This window comes from Lacticaseibacillus saniviri JCM 17471 = DSM 24301, from assembly GCF_001311785.1.
GTDB classification, from domain to species: Bacteria; Bacillota; Bacilli; order Lactobacillales; family Lactobacillaceae; genus Lacticaseibacillus; species Lacticaseibacillus saniviri.
Map to the genome: position 1 here is coordinate 15,202 of NZ_BBBX01000015.1, position 21,668 is coordinate 36,869.

14 protein-coding genes, 2 tRNA genes and 9 pseudogenes are annotated in these 21,668 nt (G+C 47.3%); 11 read left to right on the forward strand and 14 right to left on the reverse strand.

Translation table 11 applies throughout. The features are described from left to right. Nucleotides 1–13: 13 nt before the first annotated feature. The 3 genes and pseudogenes from prmC to JCM17471_RS08350 all read right to left on the reverse strand — a co-directional run bounded on the left by prmC (nucleotide 14) and on the right by JCM17471_RS08350 (nucleotide 2,503). Nucleotides 14–846, reverse strand: a pseudogene (gene prmC, locus JCM17471_RS16555) (peptide chain release factor N(5)-glutamine methyltransferase). Beyond that, nucleotides 842–1,920: pseudogene (gene prfA, locus JCM17471_RS08345) on the reverse strand (peptide chain release factor 1). Before prfA ends, prmC begins: the two co-directional pseudogenes overlap by 5 nt. Then, on the reverse strand, nucleotides 1,913–2,503 hold the full coding sequence (locus tag JCM17471_RS08350; protein WP_054777514.1) for a thymidine kinase: 591 nt from the start codon (nucleotides 2,501–2,503) through the stop codon (nucleotides 1,913–1,915). Before JCM17471_RS08350 ends, prfA begins: the two are co-directional and overlap by 8 nt. A gap of 130 nt (nucleotides 2,504–2,633) precedes the next feature. On the opposite strand from JCM17471_RS08350, the pseudogene JCM17471_RS08355 reads away from it, so the two are divergent. Beyond that, nucleotides 2,634–4,027 (forward strand): annotated as a pseudogene (locus JCM17471_RS08355) (MurT ligase domain-containing protein). Nucleotides 4,028–4,077: 50 nt separating this feature from the next. Here JCM17471_RS08355 and manA read toward each other — a convergent pair. The 4 genes and pseudogenes from manA to JCM17471_RS15280 all read right to left on the reverse strand — a co-directional run bounded on the left by manA (nucleotide 4,078) and on the right by JCM17471_RS15280 (nucleotide 7,190). Beyond that, on the reverse strand, nucleotides 4,078–5,049 hold the full coding sequence (gene manA / locus JCM17471_RS08360) for a mannose-6-phosphate isomerase, class I (protein WP_054777565.1): 972 nt from the start codon (nucleotides 5,047–5,049) through the stop codon (nucleotides 4,078–4,080). 45 nt (nucleotides 5,050–5,094) lie between these two features. After that, a pseudogene (locus JCM17471_RS16560) lies at nucleotides 5,095–6,077 on the reverse strand (serine hydrolase domain-containing protein). A gap of 250 nt (nucleotides 6,078–6,327) precedes the next feature. After that, complete coding sequence (locus JCM17471_RS08370; protein ID WP_225354208.1) at nucleotides 6,328–7,017, reverse strand: VOC family protein; 690 nt, start codon at nucleotides 7,015–7,017, stop codon at nucleotides 6,328–6,330. Nucleotides 7,018–7,022: 5 nt separating this feature from the next. Beyond that, the gene (locus JCM17471_RS15280) at nucleotides 7,023–7,190 is read right to left on the reverse strand and encodes a VOC family protein (protein WP_225354209.1); all 168 of its coding nucleotides are present in this window, start codon (nucleotides 7,188–7,190) and stop codon (nucleotides 7,023–7,025) included. Nucleotides 7,191–7,307: 117 nt separating this feature from the next. Here JCM17471_RS15280 and JCM17471_RS08375 point away from each other — a divergent pair. Continuing rightward, a pseudogene (locus JCM17471_RS08375) lies at nucleotides 7,308–8,064 on the forward strand (flavodoxin family protein). Nucleotides 8,065–8,198: 134 nt separating this feature from the next. On the opposite strand, the pseudogene JCM17471_RS08380 reads toward JCM17471_RS08375, so the two are convergent. The 4 genes and pseudogenes from JCM17471_RS08380 to JCM17471_RS08395 form a co-directional block, all read right to left on the reverse strand. Then, nucleotides 8,199–10,075: pseudogene (locus JCM17471_RS08380) on the reverse strand (ABC transporter ATP-binding protein). Further along, nucleotides 10,075–11,804, reverse strand: a pseudogene (locus JCM17471_RS08385) (ABC transporter ATP-binding protein). Before JCM17471_RS08385 ends, JCM17471_RS08380 begins: the two co-directional pseudogenes overlap by 1 nt. 11 nt (nucleotides 11,805–11,815) lie before the next feature. Then, complete coding sequence (locus tag JCM17471_RS08390) at nucleotides 11,816–12,457, reverse strand: TetR/AcrR family transcriptional regulator (RefSeq protein WP_054777515.1); 642 nt, start codon at nucleotides 12,455–12,457, stop codon at nucleotides 11,816–11,818. A 145-nt stretch (nucleotides 12,458–12,602) separates the two neighbouring features. Further along, nucleotides 12,603–13,271 carry a histidine phosphatase family protein gene (locus JCM17471_RS08395; protein ID WP_056992635.1) on the reverse strand — a complete coding sequence of 223 codons (669 nt, stop codon included), beginning with the start codon at nucleotides 13,269–13,271 and terminating at the stop codon, nucleotides 12,603–12,605. A 90-nt stretch (nucleotides 13,272–13,361) separates the two neighbouring features. Between JCM17471_RS08395 and JCM17471_RS08400 the strand changes: the two genes are divergently transcribed. The 3 genes from JCM17471_RS08400 (at nucleotide 13,362) to JCM17471_RS08410 (ending at nucleotide 14,493) form a co-directional block, all read left to right on the forward strand. Further along, nucleotides 13,362–13,685 carry a hypothetical protein gene (locus JCM17471_RS08400; RefSeq protein WP_054777516.1) on the forward strand — a complete coding sequence of 108 codons (324 nt, stop codon included), beginning with the start codon at nucleotides 13,362–13,364 and terminating at the stop codon, nucleotides 13,683–13,685. Continuing rightward, a complete protein-coding gene (locus tag JCM17471_RS08405) occupies nucleotides 13,678–13,857 on the forward strand; it encodes a hypothetical protein (RefSeq protein ID WP_054777517.1) in 180 nt (59 codons plus the stop codon). Before JCM17471_RS08400 ends, JCM17471_RS08405 begins: the two co-directional genes overlap by 8 nt. Before the next feature lie 201 nt (nucleotides 13,858–14,058). Further along, nucleotides 14,059–14,493, forward strand: coding sequence for a hypothetical protein (locus tag JCM17471_RS08410; protein ID WP_054777518.1), 435 nt, complete (start codon nucleotides 14,059–14,061; stop codon nucleotides 14,491–14,493). Between the two features lie 130 nt (nucleotides 14,494–14,623). Here the strand turns inward: JCM17471_RS08410 and JCM17471_RS08415 are convergent. The 3 genes and pseudogenes from JCM17471_RS08415 to JCM17471_RS08425 all read right to left on the reverse strand — a co-directional run bounded on the left by JCM17471_RS08415 (nucleotide 14,624) and on the right by JCM17471_RS08425 (nucleotide 16,824). Beyond that, nucleotides 14,624–14,695: transfer RNA gene (locus JCM17471_RS08415), tRNA-Glu, on the reverse strand. A gap of 67 nt (nucleotides 14,696–14,762) precedes the next feature. After that, nucleotides 14,763–15,260 (reverse strand): hypothetical protein, encoded by a 498-nt coding sequence (locus JCM17471_RS08420; RefSeq protein WP_054777519.1) that lies wholly within the window; start codon nucleotides 15,258–15,260, stop codon nucleotides 14,763–14,765. Nucleotides 15,261–15,394: 134 nt separating this feature from the next. Beyond that, a pseudogene (locus JCM17471_RS08425) lies at nucleotides 15,395–16,824 on the reverse strand (C69 family dipeptidase). Nucleotides 16,825–16,953: 129 nt separating this feature from the next. Between JCM17471_RS08425 and JCM17471_RS08430 the strand changes: the two are divergent. The 6 genes and pseudogenes from JCM17471_RS08430 (at nucleotide 16,954) to JCM17471_RS15295 (ending at nucleotide 21,655) form a co-directional block, all read left to right on the forward strand. Then, nucleotides 16,954–17,024, forward strand: a tRNA-Gln gene (locus tag JCM17471_RS08430). Between the two features lie 371 nt (nucleotides 17,025–17,395). Then, on the forward strand, nucleotides 17,396–17,953 hold the full coding sequence (locus JCM17471_RS08435; protein WP_054777520.1) for a MarR family winged helix-turn-helix transcriptional regulator: 558 nt from the start codon (nucleotides 17,396–17,398) through the stop codon (nucleotides 17,951–17,953). A 97-nt stretch (nucleotides 17,954–18,050) separates the two neighbouring features. Continuing rightward, entirely contained in the window at nucleotides 18,051–19,781 is a 1,731-nt protein-coding gene (locus JCM17471_RS08440; RefSeq protein ID WP_054777521.1) for an ABC transporter ATP-binding protein, read from the forward strand. Further along, nucleotides 19,771–19,968 (forward strand): hypothetical protein, encoded by a 198-nt coding sequence (locus tag JCM17471_RS15285; protein ID WP_156321650.1) that lies wholly within the window; start codon nucleotides 19,771–19,773, stop codon nucleotides 19,966–19,968. Before JCM17471_RS08440 ends, JCM17471_RS15285 begins: the two co-directional genes overlap by 11 nt. 5 nt (nucleotides 19,969–19,973) lie before the next feature. Then, complete coding sequence (locus tag JCM17471_RS15290; protein WP_225354210.1) at nucleotides 19,974–21,020, forward strand: ABC transporter permease; 1,047 nt, start codon at nucleotides 19,974–19,976, stop codon at nucleotides 21,018–21,020. Beyond that, a pseudogene (locus JCM17471_RS15295) lies at nucleotides 21,017–21,655 on the forward strand (ABC transporter ATP-binding protein). Before JCM17471_RS15290 ends, JCM17471_RS15295 begins: the two are co-directional and overlap by 4 nt. Nucleotides 21,656–21,668 lie beyond the last annotated feature (13 nt).

Genomic DNA, 21,668 nt, shown 5'->3' on the forward strand with positions numbered 1-21,668 from the left:
CAAGCATTCAATCTTAATCGAGCGTGATTTTGACCATTCGTGGCTGACCCGCCATATCGCGCCGAAATTCCACTAATGCTGCCGGTAACTGCAGTGCAATCATCCGTGCCAGAGCAGGTTGCTGTTGATACCCGAATTCAAGGTAAACGTGCCCGCCCGGTTTAACATACGCCTGAACGGTTTCAAAGAGTCGGATAAACAGTGCGAGCCCATGGTTCTCGGCATACAAGGCCAATTCGGGTTCAAACTGTTTGGTGCTCTCATCCATCACCGTCATTTCGGCCCGATCGATATAGGGCAAATTAGCGATGACAAAATCAACCGGCTCATCAGGTACTTGCGTCAGGAGATCGCTCTGGCGTAACGTTGGTGTCACCTCGAGCATGGCTGCATTGCGCTTTGCAACAGCTAAGGCCGCCGGTGAGACATCCACTAAAGTCATCTCAAATTGCGGCCGCTCTGCTAGTAGGGTGAGTCCAATCACGCCACTACCGGTACCGACATCGATGCCGCGCGCACTGGTGGGATAATCATCCAGCACCCATGCGACCAGTTCTTCAGTCTCAAATCGTGGAATCAGAACCGCTGGTGAAACGTCAAACCAGCGACCAAAAATGGCGCCTGGCCCACGATGTATTGCGCGGGTTCATGTTGAACGAGACGGTTCACATCGGCTTGAAATTGCGTTAATACCGCCGCATCAATGGCATCGTTGCGGTGTAACTGTCGCTGCGTTGGCGTCCAATTTTGCCGCACCTCGAGCACATACGCGGCATCTTCAATGGGGATCTGATGCGGTGCCAACAACAAAGACGCCCAATCGAGCGCCTCCTGATAAGTATTAATCGCCAATTTGTTCCAACTTCGCGGTTTGATCGTGCAGAATCAAAGCATCAATCACGTCATCTAATTCACCGTTGATAATGCGATCGAGCTTGTTGAGTGTGAGCCCGATCCGGTGATCAGTCACCCGGTTTGTGGATAGTTATAAGTCCGAATCCGTTCGGAACGATCCCCTGTCCCGATAGCGGTCTTCCGGTTTTCAGCATATTCTTCCGCATTTTGGCTCTCGTAGTAGTCATAAACACGGCTCTTCAAAATTTGCATGGCCTTTTCACGGTTTTGTTGTTGTGACCGTTGATCTTGCATGGTGACAACAATCCCCGTTGGCAAGTGAGTCATCCGCACAGCAGAACTGGTCTTATTGATATGTTGCCCACCAGCACCACTAGAGCGGTAGACATCGGTCCGAATATCTTTGGCTTCGAGTTCGATATCCACTTCATCGTATTCTGGCATGACCACAACGGTGGCCGTACTGGTGTGAACCCGGCCTTGGCTTTCCGTTGATGGAATCCGTTGCACCCGATGCGCGCCATTTTCATACTTCAGCTTGGAGTAAACATTCTCCCCCGTAATCATGACAGCGACTTCTTTGTAGCCCCCGACTTCAGTTGGTGTTTCATCGACAATCTCGGTGGTCCAACCTTGGCGTTCAGCATAACGCATGTACATATTCAATAAGTCACCGGCAAAGAGACTCGCTTCATCCCCACCAGCGGCACCGCGGATTTCCATGATGATATTCTTATCATCGTTAGGGTCCTTAGGTAACATCAAAATCTTGATTTTGCTTTCAAGCTCGTCTTTTTCACTCTTCAAGCTTTCGAGATCTTCCTTGGCCAATGCTTCCATTTCTGGATCGTGGCTGTCGCGCAACACTTCGTCACTCTCTTCAATGTCAGCGAGCACTTGCTTGTAACGGCGATAAGCGGTCACAACGTCACGCAAGCTACCCTCTTCTTTGGTGAGTTCGAGGTAACGCTTGGTATCATTAATGACGTCAGGATCTGACATCAATTCTTGTAATTCATCATAGCGGTCCAACACGCTATCCAGTTGGGCAAAAATCTTATCCATTTGAAACCTCCTGTTTGTCTAATGGGGGATGGCTGTAGTGGTTGCGGCATACTGGGTAATAAGATTCATTACCACCGATTTGAATTTGGCTACCTGTATAAACTGGCTTACCATTGTTCACACGCAAGTTCATGATCGCCTTTTTGGCACAGAACCAGCAGATGGTTTTCATTTCTTCTATCTTATCGGCATAGAGTAACAAGTACTTTGAACCTTCAAAGAGTTCATTCCGAAAATCGTTTTTGAGACCGAATGCCATCACTGGAATCTTCAGCTCATCCACAACGCGTGCCGCTTCTAAAATATGGTGTTTCTCTAAGAATTGCGCTTCATCGATTAAGATACAAGCCAAATCATGTTCGTTTTCAACCAGCGAATAAATATCTGTCTCTGCGTGTACTGGAATCGCAGGCCGTTCCAACCCGATGCGACTCGCAATGATGCCAACGCCTGAGCGATCATCCACCGCACTGGTCAAAATCAGCACCCGCTTGTTTTGTTCCTCATAATTATGCGCGACCTTGAGAATTTCAATTGTCTTCCCACTATTCATCGCACCGTAACGAAAGAAGAGCTGCGCCATCAAATCGCCTCCCAAATAAAATCACTGCTCCCAGTATACAAAAATTCTCGACTAAAAACAGCTTTTCACGGCTTGTTTCACAACCAGTTTGCGGCGAATCCGTTCATCCACGCAAAAAAAAAAATGTGCTATGATAAAGCCATTAAACTTGAGAGGAAGAACGATTACGGCAAACTCAAATTCTGCAAAGGCCTCCACCGCGGCATTCGCTGGGCGCGGTGCATACTGGTTCTTACACACATTCTTGAAGGGCGGGTCCTCCCTCCCCGGTAAAATTGCGAGTCGCATTGATCCCGATGTCCTGGCGCATCTCGGACGTGATTATGACGTGATCGTGGTCACTGGGACCAACGGGAAGACACTCACCACCAACCTGATTGTCAAAGTATTGAAGCAAAATACAATGAAATCTTGACCAATCCAACGGGCTCAAACATGATGCAAGGTATCATCACCGCCTTCTTGGCCCAACCAAAGTCTGGTAAGGGGCGTGGCATTGCGGTGCTTGAAGTTGACGAGGCAAACGTTGCCCCTGTCGCCAAGTACTTGCATCCTAAGGCGTTTGTGCTGACCAATATCTTCCGTGACCAAATGGATCGCTACGGTGAATTTTATACCACCTACCAAAAGATTCTGGATGGCATCAATCTCGCCCCGGATGCTCTGGTCATCGCTAATGGTGACGCACCCATCTTTTCTTCGCGTGAATTCAAAAATCCGGTGCGCTACTTCGGATTTGAGAGCCACAGTACAGAAGATCTGATGGCGCCACCTAACACGGACGGTGTCTTGTGCCCGGTATGTAGCCATATCCTGCACTATCATGATATTACTTATAGTAACTTGGGGGATTTTTTCTGCCCTAACTGCGGCTTCAAGCGGCCTGAATTGACCAATCAAGTCACTCAGGTCAATGAATTGACCCCAACGCATTCCACATTTGCCATCGATCAGCATCCTTACACGATTCAAATCGGTGGAATGTACAACATCTATAATGCACTGGCTGCCTACGCTGTTGGTGAAGCCTTTGAAGTCTCACCCGACGAGGTTGCCAAGGCCTTCGCTTACGACGAAAAAGTCTTTGGTCGCCAAGAAGTCGTCCATGTGGGGGATAAGGCCGTCACCTTGGTGTTGGTCAAGAACCCAGTCGGTCTAAACGAGGTTCTCGACATGATTTCGCATCAAGACAAGCCATTTGCGTTGGCCACCCTGCTCAATGCGAATTACGCGGACGGGATCGATACCAGTTGGATCTGGGACGGTAACTTTGAAGAATTCGTCGCAGGCAACCACGCCACGAGCTATCTGGCAGGCGGTGAACGGTATCAAGATATCGCTTATCGATTCAAGGTCGCTGGCGTTCCTGAAGATGAATTACAGATCATCCCCGATCTGGGCGATGTGATCAAGGCCATTCCAGAATTCAAAGAAGACCAAGTCTACTTGTTGGCCACTTACACCGCTATCTTGCAACTACGCAAGAAGTTAGCGGATGAGGGCTACATCAAGGCGGGATTCTAATCAGATATAAAAAGCTGCATCGACATTGAAGTCGACGCAGCTTTTTTAGTTTATTCTTCTTTACCCGGTGTGGAAGTGATGATTTCCATTTCACCGGTAAAGGTCCACGACTTAATCTGATTAGGAATCAGGAAGTGTGTCCCCTTCTCAATCACGTAAGCTTCACCATCCGCGATAAACTGGCCCTTCCCATCGAGAACAGAAACCAGTGTATATGGCGCGTTGGCCTCTTGACTCAAGCTGCCATGCAATTCAATGCGATTAACCGCAAAATACGGCGAAATTGGTGGTTTCACATAACTGGTAATTGTGGCATCCGCTACCGTTTCGGTTGTGACATCAAGCTTTGGATCGTGATGTGGCACAGTCGTCACATCGATACTCTGCTTGATATGTAATTCACGCTTATGGCCCTGATCATCAGTGCGATCATAATCGTACAAGCGATAGGTCGTATCTGAGCTCTGTTGCGTTTCAAGAACCATAATTCCCTTGTTCAGTGCGTGAATGGTCCCGCTAGGCACATAGAAGAAATCGCCAGCCTTCACCGGCACTTTGCGCAACAGTTCGTTCCATTCACCCTTTTCAATCATGTCAGCTAATTCTTCACGGGTTTTGGCATGGTGTCCATAGATCAGATAAGAATCTGGATCAGCCGAAATGACATACCAGCATTCTGTTTTGCCCAATTCACCGGGTTGCTCATGTGCTGCCGCATAGGCATCATCAGGGTGCACCTGAACAGATAAGCTATCGTTTGCATCCAGGATTTTGGTCAACAGTGGGAAGACTTTCCCCGTCTGGTGGCCAAAATAATCCTGATGATCCTGCCAAGCCTCAGCCAGTGTGATACCGGCTAATGGCCCATTCTTGATCGTGTTAGGGCCATGAGGATGAGCTGAAATCGCCCACAACTCGCCAATCTTGCCGTCTGGAATGTGATAACCAAACTCAGTGGCCAACTTACGGCCACCCCAAATCTTAGGTTGAAATACAGGGGTCAAAAATAATGGTTCTGTCAATTGATTCACGCTCCTTTACCGCTTACATTCTATCATAATGCGGTTTCATTCGCCGATAAATTTTGCAATTAACGCATCCCGCCATGGCAGAAAGTCCGGATTCACCGTTGGATGCACGCGATTGGTCAGAACGATCAAGGCTTCTTGTAGTTGTGGTGATAACAACATGAATGTTCCCGTGTAACCTGTGTGATAGAGCCACAAGCCCCCACGGCCGGTGCGCAGATCCCACCCCAGCGAGCGACCGAGTTGATTTTGGTATAGTCATGCATCAATTCTTCTGGCCAAGGCGTATGAAACGCTGATGTTGTGCGTTGACCCAGCATCACCTGGGCGAATGTGATCAAATCATCGAGGCTCGCAAATAACCCCGCGGCGCCACTGTGTTCACCCAAAGTGGCACTCTTTGGATCGTGCACCAGTCCAGCACGCAAACCCAGGCGCTCAGAATAGGTTGTGGGTACACTGTTGGCCGCATCCGGGGCAAACGTCGCCTGTGCCAGATGCATGGGGTGTAAAACGCGTTGGGTGATCAAATCCTGAACCGGTGCCTGATACATGGCTTCAAGTGCCCAGCCCACCAGCAACAAATTAACATCGTGATAAGCGACTTTTGATCCACTTCAACCGTGGTGGTCAATTGCGTTAACAGTGCCTGCTTGAGCGCTGGCGCCGCTAACTCATCGCGATGTGGAATATAACCAGCCAAGCCTGAAGTGTGCGTCAGCGCCTGTCTAAAGGTCGTGGGCTGCGTAAACGCCGGTAACCACGTTGCAATCGAGGTATCAAGCGCCACTTTACCTGCCGCCAACGCCTGTAAGAAAAAGTGGTGTCGTCCCCACGACTTTGGTTAATGAGGCCAAATCGTACAGCATGCCTGCGTGGAGCGGTTTTGGTGTTGGTTGCCATTGAGATCCGCCGTACACCTGCACGGTTTGACGCTTGCCTTTGAGATGTGCCCATGAGACACCGGGTACCAAGCGATCATCGACCGCCGCCATCATTGTTGTTTGCAGTGTCATCGTCATTCTTGCTTCCCTTCAATCGATTAAGTTCATTACACCACACAATGCCGGCGGACACAAAACAGGAGGTATGACAAAACTACGTTTTGTCATACCTCCTGTTTCAATTTTCGAACAAAATAGATTAATCGTGTTCCAAAAGACTGAGAATTCCGGTTAACTAGGATTGATTCAAAGCCTAAGTTCAGGCTTTAGCATCAATCCCTGTTAATCCTCATTCTCAAAGCGTCTTTTGTCACAACTTCTTCCATAATTACGCCACCGTGAACCACAAAGTGAGTTGGTTAGGACCTGCAATCATCAAATAATGATGTGCTTCATCATACTGATAATCACTGATGCCCTGCTCATTCAGGTTAGCGATGATGGCATCTAAGCCACCAGCGGAAGGCACAACAAAGTTCACATAGTCTAAGCCTAAGCTGGTTGGGGTTGCCACGGGCAGTTTGGCATCAACGCGCAAGGTAATGCCGATGTGGTGATGATAGTCACCTGCTGCTAAGAAGATTTGGTCCTTAGCCGCTGCAGGTTTGATTTGGAAGCCCAAACCACTGACCAGATATTGTTCTGTTGCAGCCAAATCACGAATACGGAATTGCACATGGCCGACACTGCTACCGGATGGCACACCGCTGTAGTCCTTATCGACATGCCGTTCGAGCTCTTCTGCTTTGATTGTCTTCGTATCTTCATCTTGCCAGTTATAGCTGTCGGCTTCATGGAACTGCTCAATCGCTTCATCGATAATGAATTCAATCCCATTACCTTCGGGATCGACGACTTCAAAGCCCTTACTATAGCCATTCTTAAAGCGATTAACGACAGTGGCCACTTGGTTGATATGCTTGTGAGCCGCACCGAGCGCACCGGGGTTTGGTAACACAATGGCAAAGTGATCGAGCCCTGTTGCCTGTGTGGTATCACCCTTTGCGATTTGCCGCAAAATCACTAAGACCTGTTGATTGGTCCGGGTTCCCAAGAAATCTGATCGCTTTCACGCTTTAATACGGCAAGCTGTGCCACTTCCTGATACCATGTAGCCATTTTTTCAAGGTCGGCCACCCGCATTGCGACGAAACCGATCCGTGTTTCTGGAGCTAATTCAATTGTTGACACGACAATCATTCCCTTCAGGTTCTTCTAGTTTCACTCTATCATTTTTTCGCGAATATGCCACTTTTCTTGCTTGCCAGAACCCAAAAGATTGTTTAGGATTTAACAAGAGGTGACATGATGAAAATTTTGGGACTTTTGGCGGACAATCGACCGATGGGCAAACCTATCAACTGATGGCCACCATGTTAGGTGCAGTGAAGGCACCCAACACAACAGAGATTATCAATCTCAATGACTACCAGCTCCAACCTGATCGCTACCAACATCCTAACGCCGTCTTGGACCAACTCGAGGCCAAACTCGATGAGGCCGATGTCTGGGTGCTGGCGAGTCCAACTTATTTGGCACCATCAGCGGTCAACTCAAACAATTTCTGGACTGCATGCGGCCACGTTTGGTGCGCATGACCAAAAAAGGTGACTCTCTACCCGGCAAGTACAAGGATAAGCACTATATCAGTATCTCGAGCTGTTTTGCCAGTGCGTGGGACAATACGTTCACCCACCAAACTGATCAGACCTTCCGCACCATCGATAAGGCGATGACCACTGCCGGCTTACACAAAATCACTGAATTGGTGTTGCCTAATACTTGGCGCGAACATACTTTACCCGATGCCAAGCGTCACGCTGCCATCACAATCGGTGAAAAACTGGGTCAAAAGTCACGAAAGGACGATGAAACTTTGAAACGCTACCTGCTCTTATTCGGTATGATTGCTCTGATGTCACTCGTCACCATGGGCATTCAACAACTCATTCCTGTTTTAACCACATCCTTCTTGTGGCGCTACATCAGCTTTGTGCTCGTCTTCTTTGTACTGCTCGCGAGCCTGTTGCACTATGCGACCTTTATGCGCCACAAACGGCGTTAAACAGTTGAGTTATGGCCATACAAAAAGCGCTGTGCGAACCCGATTTTGGGGTTGCACAGCGCTTTTTTGAAACGTGCTCCAATCCCAACAATCAAGGCTTGTCGCACTCTTTACTTAAATGCTTTTGTCACACGCTATATTTTCACATTACCACTGAACTGACTGTTATACAGATCGGCGTAGAAACCATTCTTTGCCATCAAGGCATCATGTGTCCCTGTTTCAACAATGCCACCGTGATTCATCACGATGATATTGTCAGCATCACGGATAGTTGACAGCCGGTGCGCAACAACGAAGCTGGTCCGATCCTTCAGCAACCGTTCCATCGCATGTTGAATGTGAACTTCAGTCCGCGTATCAACAGAACTCGTCGCTTCATCCAGAATCAAGATTTCTGGGTTAGCCACGAAGGCACGCGCGATGGTCAATAATTGCCGTTGCCCTTGTGAAATATTGGAAGCTTCTTCGTTCAGCACGGTATTATAACCCTTAGGCAACTGGCGAACAAAGTTATCCACGTGAGCTGCCTGTGATGCAGCCATGATTTCATCATCGGTCGCATCTTCATTCCCGTACTTCAAGTTATCCCAGATTGTCCCAGTGAACAACCAGGTTTCCTGAAGCACCATGGCGAAGTGCTTACGCAAATCTTCACGCTTCATATCACGGGTATCAACACCATCCATGCGGATTGAACCACCCTTAATATCATAGAAACGTTCCAGTAAATTGATGATGGTGGTCTTACCAGCACCGGTAGGCCCAACAATCGCAACCATTTCACCCTGGTTCACATTGAGGTTGAAGTCGGTCATCAACAAGTCGTCGGTATACCCGAATTGGACGTGATCCAATGCGAGCTTTGGTGGATTGTCGGTCACGACAGCCACACCAGACTTCGTATCTTGCATGTCAGCTTCATCCAACACTTCAAAGACACGTTCTGCAGAAGCAATCGTGGATTGAATGGTGTTAGCCAAGTTAGCCAATTGTGAAATTGGTTGACTGAACTGTTGCATGTATTGCAAGAAGGCTTGGATATCCCCTAATGTCACAGAACCGTTTGAGACCTGAATCCCACCGATGATGGCAACAAACACATAGCCGATGTTATTCATGAAGGTCATCAATGGCATGATAATCCCTGAAACGAATTGCGCTTTCCAAGCGGAATCGTAGAAGGCCTTATTTTGCACTTCAAATTCTTTCACCATGTCATCTTCACGGTTGAAACTCTTGACGATGACTTGACCGCCATAAGTTTCTTCAACTTGGTTGTTCAATAACCCAAGCGCCTTTGTTGGCCGGCGAAGAACTTCTGTGATTGCGGTGCCACAACGCCGACAACAACTAAGCTCAGGGGAATGGTAACCAGCGCAATCAAGGACAGTTGCCAACTGATGGTGAACATCATCCACAGTGTCCCGATGAACATCACGGCACTGGTAACCATCTGCGTCAAACTCTGTTGCAAGGTGGATGCAATGTTATCCATATCGTTAATCGCACGTGACATGATATCCCCATTACTGTGAGTATCGTAGTAGGTCACGGGGACGGTTTCCATCTTCATCTTCAGCGCTTTACGCAGATCATACACGGTTCGTTGTGAAATCCGAGTCATGATGAACTGTTGCAAGAAGCTGAAGACAGCACTGACGATATACATCAGCATGACGATCAAAATAATATGTTGAATCTTGTCAAAATCAATCGGATAGTTGCTGACTTGGATGCCCGCTTTTTGTTGCGCGGTCCCCTTCATCACACCCTTAAAGATTTCGGTTGTTGCTTGCCCCAGAATCTTAGGGGTTTGAATTTGGAATAGTTGAGAACCAATTGCCAAAATCAAAACAACGATAATTCCCACGAGCCGTGACCGCATGTAACCAAACAAGCGGCGTGTAGTGCCCCAGAAATTCTTAGGTTTTTGAACCACGCCCATTTGACGACCTGGACCGCCCTGTGGACGAGGTGCACTTGAAGTGCTTGTTTCTTCTTTAGCCATTAGTCTTCATCTCCTTCACGAATCTGGGAGCGAATAATTTCTTGATAAGTTGGATTGTTGGCCTTGAGTTCTTCATGCGTGCCCTTGCCAATCATCTTACCGTCTTCCAGAACCAAAATCATATCAGCATCTGCCACCGTGGAGACACGTTGGCCCACGATAACGATGACCTTAGTCTTAATATTGTCGTCTTCAGACAATGCCTTACGCAATTGCGCATCCGTCTTGAAGTCCAGTGCAGAGAATGAATCATCAAAGACATAAATTGATGCATCCTTAACCAAGGCACGGGCAATCGCGAGCCGCTGTTTCTGGCCCCCGGAGAAGTTACCCCCACCCTGTTCAACCGCGTAATCGAGGCCTTCTGGGTTCGCAGAGATAAAGTCCTTAGCTTGCGCAATTTCTAACGCATGCCACAGTTGATCATCCGTTGCATTTTCGTTCCCGTATTTCAGGTTATCACGCACGGTACCTGTAAACAGGTTGGCTTGTTGAGGTACAAAGGCAACTTGGTCCCGTAAGGCCTTGGTATCCACGTTGCGCACATCGACACCATTGACCTTGACGTCACCTTTTTCGACATCATAGAAACGAGGGATCAAATTAACCAAGGTTGATTTACCGGACCCAGTCCCCCCGATAACCGCGACGGTTTGGCCGCCGGTAACGGCAAAATCAACATCAGACAGCGCAGGCTTTTCAGCTTGTTGATAACGGAAATCAACTTGGTCAAAAGCAAGTGCTGGCTTGGTGTCAGTAAAGCTTTGGGTTTGGGTAGGTTCCTTAATAGAAGATTCTTGATCCAAGACCTGGTTCAAACGCACAGCAGAAGCTTGCGCACGAGGAATGAACACAAAGATCATTGAAAGCATCATGAAGCTCATCAGAATCTGCATCGCGTAAGTCATGAACGCAATCAAGTTACCTGTTTCAAGGGCTTGACTAGCGATCAAGTGACCACCCCACCAAGTGATACCCACGTTGGTCCCACTCATAATCAAAGTCATGACAGGGAACATCATCGCCATGATGGAGTAGACCTTAACGGCATTATTGGTGTAATCCTGGTTCACAGTCTCAAATCGATCTTGTTCGAATTTATCTTGACGGAAAGCACGGATAACCCGTACACCAGTCAAGCCTTCACGAAAGACTAGGTTAATATTATCGGTTTTTGTTGCATCGCCTTAAATAACGGCACAGCGGACCGCATAATCAAGAGGATGAAGAGTGCTAACAGCGGAATAGAAATTAAGAACACACCGGTCAAAGTTTGATTCTTTTGGTAAGCTAAGAAGCTCGCCCCGACCAACATGATTGGTGCCATAATCATCATCCGCAGAATCATCATCCACACGTTTTGAATCTGCGTCACATCGTTGGTTGTCCGAGTAATCAGACTTGATGTCCCAACCTTATCCATTTCATCGTGTGAATAATTGATGACCTTGGCATAGACATCACTCCGCAGGTTTTGCCCTAGCTTTTGTGATGAACGTGCGGCCAGGAAGACATTCCCGATACTGGCAACAATACTGATCAGCGCGAACGCAATCATTTTGATCCCAGTTTGCCAGATGTAATTCACATCACCCTTGGCCACCCCATTATTGACGATATCAGCCGTCAAATTGGGTAAGTATAAGTTACTGATCACTTGAATGATCATAAAAATCACGGCGCCAACAATGGCCCATGATGAAATCCGATTTTTCGCTAATTTGAGCATGACTTTCCCTCCTACTTGCCGACACCGGACTGAATCCAGTGTAGCAGTTGATGCAATCGCTGCTTGAGCTCATCGATGCTGACTTCTTCGCCTCGTGACTGATGGGCATAATAATGACCAATCGTCTGCATGAACGTGTTCATGACCAGTCCCAATAACATCTTGAAGTCCCGAATATCGTCGATCTGTAACTTGTCGGTATCGACCTTATCATACAGCCGGCGCACCTGGGCCTCATGAGCATCGTGATCCCGACTTCGATCAAACATCGCTGGTGACAGCCGCGCCGCCCCACGATAATCCATATACATAAAAACATTACGATACAGAGCGGCATTGTGACCTTCAACAATGTCATCAATCACTTCACCAAAATTTTGCGCCATTGCTTGAAAAAAGTCACCTTTGGAGGCTTGCACCGCGTCATTAAGGTGTTGCTGTGACGTGACTCGCAGCTGTTGTAGCAGATAAAAATAAATATCGGCCTTATCTTCAAAGTACTGGTAAAAACTTCCACGCGGAATTCCGGCCAGACGAATAATGTTACTGATGCTCGCTGACTCAAAAGGAACACGCGAAAACTCGTCATGCGCCGCCTGAATTAACCGCGCTTGCTTTTCTTCATTGAGTCGAAAAAAGGTTGGTTTTGGCATGAGAACTCCTTTCAACAATTTATGACAGTTTGTCATGTGACAAGTTGTCATTATAGGCGGATTATTTCTCAATAGCAAGACTTTTATATTCATTTTCCACAGAAAAAAAGCGCGATGAACAGGCCGTCCGCCGCGCTTCATCACACTATTCTAATTTAGCGAGTTCACTTTCCGAAGTTAAGTTAACCCCGACGACACGCCAATCGTCCCCATCGATGTCAATCCGGCTAACACTCGTATTTTTGAGTAGCGTCAACGGCAGGTCCGTGGGATCAATGAGGCGAATCAGCGCACTGAGGACCACGCCATGCGCCACGACTAACACATCGCCATCAGGGCTCTGCGTCTCCACTTGATCAAAGGCAGCACGAACGCGACTGTTGAGTTCTGCCAAGCTCTCTGCCTGTCCAGTTGGATCCATCGTTTTGAAATAATGAATCATGTAATCAAAACGTTCAGGGCCAAACCATAACTGCGGTCCCGCCTTGATGCCAAAATTCGTGAAAATACGCCGAAATAGTCGTTGTTCGGACTGGCCCTCAAGTCCACCGAAGTAGTATTCCCGTAAGCCCGTCAATTGTTTCAGTGGAGGCATGGGATTATGAAAGCTGAGAATTTCGTTAGCTGTATCCACTGCCCGCTGGCGATCTGAACTAAATGCCTGTTTGAACGGCACATCCTTGAGCAGTTCCCCCAACTTTTTAGCCGCCAATTGGCCACGCGCCGTCAGTGGTGCATCCGTAATTCCCTGCAATTTGCCCGCCTGATTCATCGGCGTTTCGCCATGACGAACTAAATATAATCGAATGGTCATTATCCAGCCTCCCTTTGTGATTACCTAATTCCATGCTATCATAATGGACGAGAATACGTTAGTTTTAAACATAAAGGAAGGCGAATCTTAATGACTGAATTAGCGGTCATCTTATTGAATTACCTCAAAGCTCACCCTAACCTTGCGACGCGCGAGACTGAGCGCTATCAAAATACAGTGACCTTTGCTGTCAGTGATAACTTGATTCTGCCTCAACAAGCGGATCTGTTTCCTGACGACAAGCTGGCCGTGGTTCGCCTCGCCCACTGGTTTTTGACTGATCAGCCTGAGTTGATGGCGTGGTTAGGCAATTTAATCGATCCCGATCAAGTTTTCGATCCAGATAGTGTCTGGCTGACCACGGCACATCTCACCCAGCGCAAGCAACTTTATATCGAGATTTCCTTTGAGTAAGCTACAGCCCATCATCACACGAATCATCAAGGCCCTGATGCTTGCGGGCCTTTTTATCTTGGGACGCTATGCATTCGGGTTGTGGTGGCTCATTTTTCTCGCCTTTGGGACGGCACTCTATGCATTGATTCTCTTTATCTACGTCATCTTCGCTTGGTGGGTGCAGCGCTAGACCTTACATGGACAAACTAATGGCATCAATAAAAAGGTATGACAAAATCAATTGATCTTGTCGTACCCTTTTTTGTTGTGGTTTCGACTTGCCCAATAACGCAACCGTACTTCTTAAGCATTATTTTTAGAGGTGCAAAAGCGCATGATGATACACTTAAATCATTGATAAGTGTAATCAAAAATATTGGGGGAATATTTTATGAAGAGAAAGGTTATATTATTGGGTTTACTTTTGGCACTCTTGGGAACTGCTGGTTGTGGCCAGGCAAATCAAAGGGCGGGAAGCGCATCAGAATCAGCCCGGGATTCCATTAACGACGGCCATCTGGCTATCGATGGACACACTTTTCGAGCAACAGAGAAGAATCATATGCAAGCAATCGTCACAGTTAGTTCCAAACCAGGAGCAACTGTGACGCTTGGGACGCAAAAGCACCATCAGTCTCTTTCACCGGTAAACGAGGGATTAAACTCGATCAAAATGGTAATGCCCATATTAAAATCAAAGCAGAGCGCACCAAAGTCACAGTTAAAATCAAGGTCGCTTACGGCACTCATTTCAAAACGGCTACAATCATGGTTAAGCCTGCAAAGACCGGAAAAGCACGCACAGCTGATTTATCTAAAAAGATGACAAGTCTACGCGGAAGTTAGATGTGACATCCCAATCAATCACTGTTAAGACCAGATAACTCACTGCATAAATAAAAAAGCGCCACAAGCCTTGATATAAAAGGCTTGTGGCGCTTTTCTTGTTTGTTTGATCACCCGTACGGGATTCGAACCCGTGTTTTCGCGCTGAGAACGCGACGTCTTAACCCCTTGACCAACGGGCAATGTCATTTAGCACTCTTTATATATTACAGAAAAAATGCTAAATGTCAACGGGCTAGCGGGATAAACTTACTGAACCAGCCGTGTCAGCGCTTGAATGTCAGGATCACTCGAGAGTGTTTTCCCTTGCTGATAAACCTGAACCCAATCGCCATTGGCCATCGCTTTGCGCACGCCATCGAACTTACTATCATTAAAAATGGCCTGGGTCACCACTTGCGCGGAAGCTTCAGGCACCCCTGTTGTCTGGCTCACCAATTCTGCGGCCTTTTGCTGATTACCAGCAGCTTCTGTGATTGTCTTCATCGGTGTTTGTTGAAGGGTTTCGGCAGCCTTATCGATTAAGGCATCATGTGAAGCGTCCCCTGTTTTCTTAGCCTCAATGCCTCTGACAAGCTGTGATTTGACCGCTGTATCTACCGGCGTGTCCTTGCCCGTCGCAGAGCGCAGACCATTATTGAGTTGAACTGAGAAGACGACTGCCAGAATACCTAAAATGACGACGCCAAGCAGCGTAAAACCCAAAATCTTTGGCCAGCGGCGCTTTTTTCTTGGTGCTCGATGCATAAACCTCACCTCATTTTTCTTCAGTGTAGCACACCATGACAAGCTTGGAACCACCCCATCAATACTTTAACTGAAAATGAACGAATCTGGGCACAAAAAAACCGCCACCCTACGGTCGCGGTTTTTAGCTGCAATTAAAGGTTCTTATCCATGTTAAAGGTCAACTGAGATAATTGCAATCCTTGCATGACGAGTGAATTGATTTGATCCTTCGTCGCTGCCTTAGTGTGGTCAACAATCTTGTAGTTGGCCTCAGTCAGGTGCTTGGTCAATGCCTTACCGGTCAATCCAGATGCTTCTTCATCGGTATCATGGATATGTGCGCGGAAGACACGATTCAATTCGGTCAAGTAGTCCTTATTTTGTTGGATGAACTTGCTGTGGTGGCTTTCAACCAGCATCCCCATGTGGCGGTGAAGCCAGTATGCGGAATCCACATCAACATCCATCTTGATTGGTGTTTCTGAGTAGCTAGGATCGGTGTCCGTTGCATTCGTATAGAATGGCACATATGGACTGAATTCAGGAATCCCGATACATAACCACATCACACCAGACAAGCCTTCATCAACACCGTTGCGCAATTGCAAGATGTGTGAATTTTGTGTCCGATTCAAACCAATTGGCCGGTAGCGTAAACGGTCCGCTTCTGCACCGTGGCCCAATGGATCAAAACGTGTTTCATTGTAGTGACTACCCAAGATGTATTCGATATCTTCAGGGGTAATCTTGTGTTCTGTGTGCATGATGAATGGTAATTCAGCTGATTCTGGTTCTTCTGGCACTTCTGGGTTCAAGATTGAGTGACCGTACCAAACACGAGGTGTGTTGTAGTGGCGATCCTTCTCGTTCATTGTCCCGAAGATGTGGCGGAAGTTCCAGCCGGATTGATCTGGATTGAGATGGTGTAAATCGACGAATTCGCGGATGCCTTCGCTCCATGCGAAATTGTCGGTGTCATCAAAATCGACTTGTTGAATGGCAACTTGGTTAGCCGTGATTGCGTACGCATCATCAGGGATACGTTGTGCAACCCAGTGGTGACCAGTCACAATTTCCATGTACCAAACGCTATCCTTGTCGGAAAAAGCACGGAATTCCCTGCTGGTGAGCCATATTGCTTGATCAATTGTCCAAGGTATTCAACCCCGTGACGAGCGGATTCGATGAATGGCAGCACCATGTTCACGATTAAGTCTTCATCCAAACCGTCAACAACCAATGGATCGTACGCTAATGTGCGTTCGTTCCCATAAGTGCTTTCAGTTGCGGACATTGCCACGTTCTTTTCATTGATCCCTGATTCTTCATAGTCACCCAGACGGTCGTTTTCAACGTTTGGTACCGCATTGTACCGATAGCCGTTTTCTGGCAATGGTGCGGTAAAGCCGTTTAATGGGGAGCTAACCGTCAAACCCTTTTCGCCCTTCCATGCTGGATGCATGTAGAAGCGTTGAGGTGTGAGTGGTAAAAAGGTATCATCGTTACGAGCAATCATTGTTGAACCATCAATGCTGGCCTTTTTCCCAACTAAAATAGACGTACATGCAGATTCGATTCTCATTATTAACCCTCTTTCCAAAGTGATTACTTATAGTGTACGCTATTCCGCCATGTTTTGCATTCCGATTTTTTCCTACAAACAGTTGACATTTGGTTCCAGATTTTATAAGCTATTACCTGTTGAAAATATTGGGTAGTAGCGAAGTGGTAACGCAGTGGACTCTGAATCCATAATCGATGGTTCGATCCCATCCTACCCAATTTGAGCATTCCGCAGCGATGTATTCAGGTCTTAACAGCCTGAGTACATCGCTTTTTGTTCTTCTGTTTCAGTGAGCACGAATGCTACCTGAAAGTTAATTCAATAAAGAAGCTTCTCTCATCATTGAGGGAAGTTTTTTATGATATCAGCAGACGCTCAGTGCTCGAATTGACGCGACAATGAAATTATTTCGTGACTGCCTGACCCCAGACAAAGCCAAGCATCACGGGCATTTTCGGCTCCACCAATAGTTTGAATCTCACATCAAATTAAGCCATCACAAAAAGTTTTCAAAAGGGTTGCATTTCTTAAAGGGTACCCTCTATAATTCATTTTCATAAGGTACCCTTTAGAAAGGCGATGAGGTTTAATGTCCGTATCAGATGAAGATTTATTTATAAAATTTCGGCAACTACAATGGTTGCTGGCGCGCAAGCAATTTCAAACCACTGTGAGCGATGGCCCACTGGCCGATACCACCCGCGGTCAAGGTCGCGTGATTGCCACTTTGAAACGCCAACAGGAAGCCAGCACCAAAAGTTTGGCCTTCCTCTTACGCATCAGCGTTCCCTCACTCAATGAATTGCTGAGCAAATTGGAAAAAGGCGGCTATGTCAGTCGCACACCTTCCCCAAAGGATCGCCGGGTGATGATTGTTCGGCTGACAGACAAAGGCAAGCAAGTTGAGCAGAATCAAGTTGATCCGATTGATATTTTTAGTATTTTTACACCGGAAGAACACGATGATTTTGCCCAATATCTTGATCGCTTGGCCCAAGCCTTGGAAGCCGATTTTGAGGCTAATGCCACACCGAGCGAACAAGCGGACTGGCGTAATCGACCACGCCAACCCATGAGTGCCGAAGAACTGGACCAAATGATTGCAAACCTACCAAAATCATCATTTGGTTCAAACCCAACTTCATAATTCCGAAATCGACGACAAGCGTTGCTGCGGCAATACCAAAAATCGCAACGCTTATTTTTCGGCCAAAATTCAGTCATATTCACTAGGAGGAATCATCATGTTGTCTCAAATCAAGCGATTGCCTGTGTTTCAGACGCTAATCGCGATTGTGTTCTTATTGATACAATCCAGTACTGGACTGTACCTGCCCTATCTCACCGCTACTATCATTAATCAGGGGATTGCAAAGGGCAATACTCAGGTCATCTGGGTCCAAGGCGGCCTGATGATCGGGGTGGCCATCATCGGCTTAGTCGGTTCGACCTTAAATTCTTGGTTGTTCACCAAGATTGCTTATGAGTTGGGTGGCGATATCCGATCAGATCTCTACCGCAAAATCCTCAGTTTCTCAAAGGCTGAATTCGATCATTTTGGTTCTGCATCCTTAATCACTCGCGATACTGACGATGTGACCCAAATCCAAAATCTTGTTCAAACAGGCCTCCAGTTTCTCTTGATGGCGCCCATTCAACTGGTTGGGGGCATCATCATGACATGGATTTTGGAGCCACGTTTCGGGATCGTCTTCTTGGCTGTTGTCCCCTTCTTGGTCATTATCTACTTGCTGATTTTTCGGCGCGTGACACCGCTGTACGCCAAAATTCAGACGTTGATGGATAAGTTGAACTTGGCATTCAAAGAGGGCCTCTCAGGTGTCAAAGTGATTCGAGCCTTCAATAAGGAAACAGCCGAATATGATAAGTATGAAAATTTAAACCAAGCTTATTCTAAAACTTCGATTACAGCGGGTACAATCATGGGCTTCTTCATCCCTGCCCTATCGTTACTCTTGAACTTCGCTTCATTGTTGATTGTGTGGATGGGTTCCCAGTTTGTTGCTGATGGATCTCTTCAAGTCGGATCCATTGTCGGTGCCATTAGCTACGCCAGCCAGATTCTGGCCGGGTTTGCCAGCATCAGTTTCATTATCATGATGATTCCCAAGGGCCAAATCTCGGCGCAACGGGTGAATGAAGTGCTCAACCAGCCGCTTTCCATTAGCGAACCAACCAACAACGCACCTGCAGAAACTGCCAAGGGGTTGACTTTCGAGCACGTGGACTTCCGCTATCTCGGCGCTTCAAAGCCTGCTCTGGCAGATATCAGCTTCTCCGTTAAAGCTGGCGAAACATTTGCCATTATCGGCTCCACCGGCGATGGTAAATCATCCTTGGTCAACCTGATCTCACGTTTGTATGATGCCGAAAGCGGCCAAGTTGAACTCAATGGTGTCGATGTCAAACAGATTCCACAGTCACAACTCCACGCTAAAATCAGTTACGTGCCACAAACGGCGATGCTGTTCTTTGGCACCATTCGTTCCAATATGCTAGTCGGTAAACCCGAAGCCACTGATGATGAAATTTGGCAGGCACTAGAAATGGCACAGGCCAAAGACTTTGTGGCGGCCCTGCCTGATGGGCTTGACAGTCAAGTTGCTAAAGCCGGTGACAACTTCTCCGGTGGGCAAAAACAACGGCTATGTATTGCCCGTGCTTTGCTAAAAGACGCCGATGTCTATGTCTTCGATGATTCATTCTCTGCCTTAGACTTCAAGACCGATGCAGCCGTTCGACAGAGTATGCGCGCTAAAACTGGCAATGCTGTCACCATGATTGTGGCACAGCGCATCGCTTCGATTACGACCGCTGACCAAATTGCTGTCTTAGATCAAGGGAGTATCGTCGGACTAGGCACGCACGCTGAATTGGCCAAGACCAATCCAGTTTATCAACAAATCATGAAATCACAATCCTATTCAGAGGAGGACCATTCTGATGCAAAATAATAACGGCAAACGCGAAAGCAATGCTCGTGGTGGCAATCAACGCGGCGGCAGCATGCCTACTGGCCCACGGGGCGGTGGCATGCCAGGCGGCCCACGCGGCGCAAATCCAGGGGCAGCACAACCCAAGGTCTCAATCGCTAAAAGTCTCAAAAGATTGAGCGTTTATACAAAAAATCGACTGGCTTAATCATTTTGACGGCCATCGCTGTTTTGATTGGGACGCTGGTCACAGTCTTAACGCCGAAAGTTCTAGGTAATACAACAACGATCATCTTTGCCGGGGTCAAGCGTGCGGCTGGAATTGACTTTACACAGCTGCGACTCACGTTGGCAATTCTGCTCGGCTTGTATCTCGCCACCTTCCTCACCTCGTTTTTACAACAACGCTTCATGACGGTGATTACCCAAGACATCACACGCCGATTGCGACGTGATTTGAAAGCCAAGTTAAATCGCTTGCCAATCAATTATTTTGACCAACATCAAAACGGTGAATTGATGAGTATCGCCACCAACGATGTGGACAATATCGTCAGTGGCTTACAACGCAGCTTAACCAGCATTATCTCCAGCGTGATTACTGTGATTGGTGTCTTTGTGATGATGCTGACCATTAGTCCACTGTTGACTCTCGTGGTTTGTTTAACGATTCCGGTCATGCTTTTGGTTGCGCGCTTGGTCACACCAAAAGCGCAGAAATATAATGCCGAGTACTTCGGCTCTTTAGGCCAACTCAACACTCAAGTTGAAGAGAGCTTACAAGGCTTTACGGTCATCAAAAGTTTCAATGGGACCGAAGAGGCCTTGAACAAGTTTGAACACGCCAACAAATCTATGGTCACCAGCGGCTGGAAAGCAGTCTTCATCAGCGGATTAACTATGCCAATGATGACCTTGGTTCAAAATGTAGTTTATGTTTTGCTTGCAGCTATCGGTAGCTTGTCTGTTGTTAGTGGTAGCATGACCCTCGGGAATATGCAGGCCATCCTACAATATTCCGGTCAATTCTCTAGTCCTTTGATGCAATTGGCACAAATTTGGGGTACCCTGCTCTCAATGCTAACCTCCATCGATCGAATTTTGCTGTACTTGATGCCGATGAGATGGACGAAACATTGGGCGACTATCCCAACCAACTGGCAAGCGACGCCAAAGTCAGCTTCAACCATGTGCAATTTGGTTACGATGACAAATTACTCATGCCCGACTTCAACATGGAAGTTGAACCAGGCCAAATGACAGCGATTGTCGGTGAAACCGGTGCTGGTAAAACCACCGTGATCAACTTACTTGAACGCTTCTATGACATCAAGGGTGGCGCGCTGCTGGTCGATGGCCAGGACATCCGCAATATGTCTCGCCACGAATTACGCACGAAGATGGCTATGGTTTTACAGGAAACTTGGCTGTTTTCAGGGACTATTTTTGACAACATTAAGTACGGTAACGAAAAACGCCACTGATGAAGAAGTCTACGCTGCAGCCAAGGCGCTTACGCCGATGACTTCATCCAGAAACTGCCTGATGGCTATCAAACCGTGCTTAATGAAAATGCGGACAATATTTCACAAGGCCAACGCCAACTCTTAACGATTGCCCGTGCGTTCATCGCTGATCCCGAGATTCTTATCTTAGATGAAGCCACATCGAACGTGGACAGTCGAACAGAACTGATTGTTCAACAAGCCATGGCACGCTTATTGAAGCATCGCACTAGCTTCGTAATTGCGCACCGACTCTCAACAATCTATGATGCCGACCGAATTCTGGTCATGGATCACGGAAACATTGTCGAAAGCGGTACTCATCAAGAACTCTTAGCCGAGAACGGCGCTTACCAGCAACTGTATCAAAGTCAGTTTGCTACCGCCTAGGCCATCATTAAAG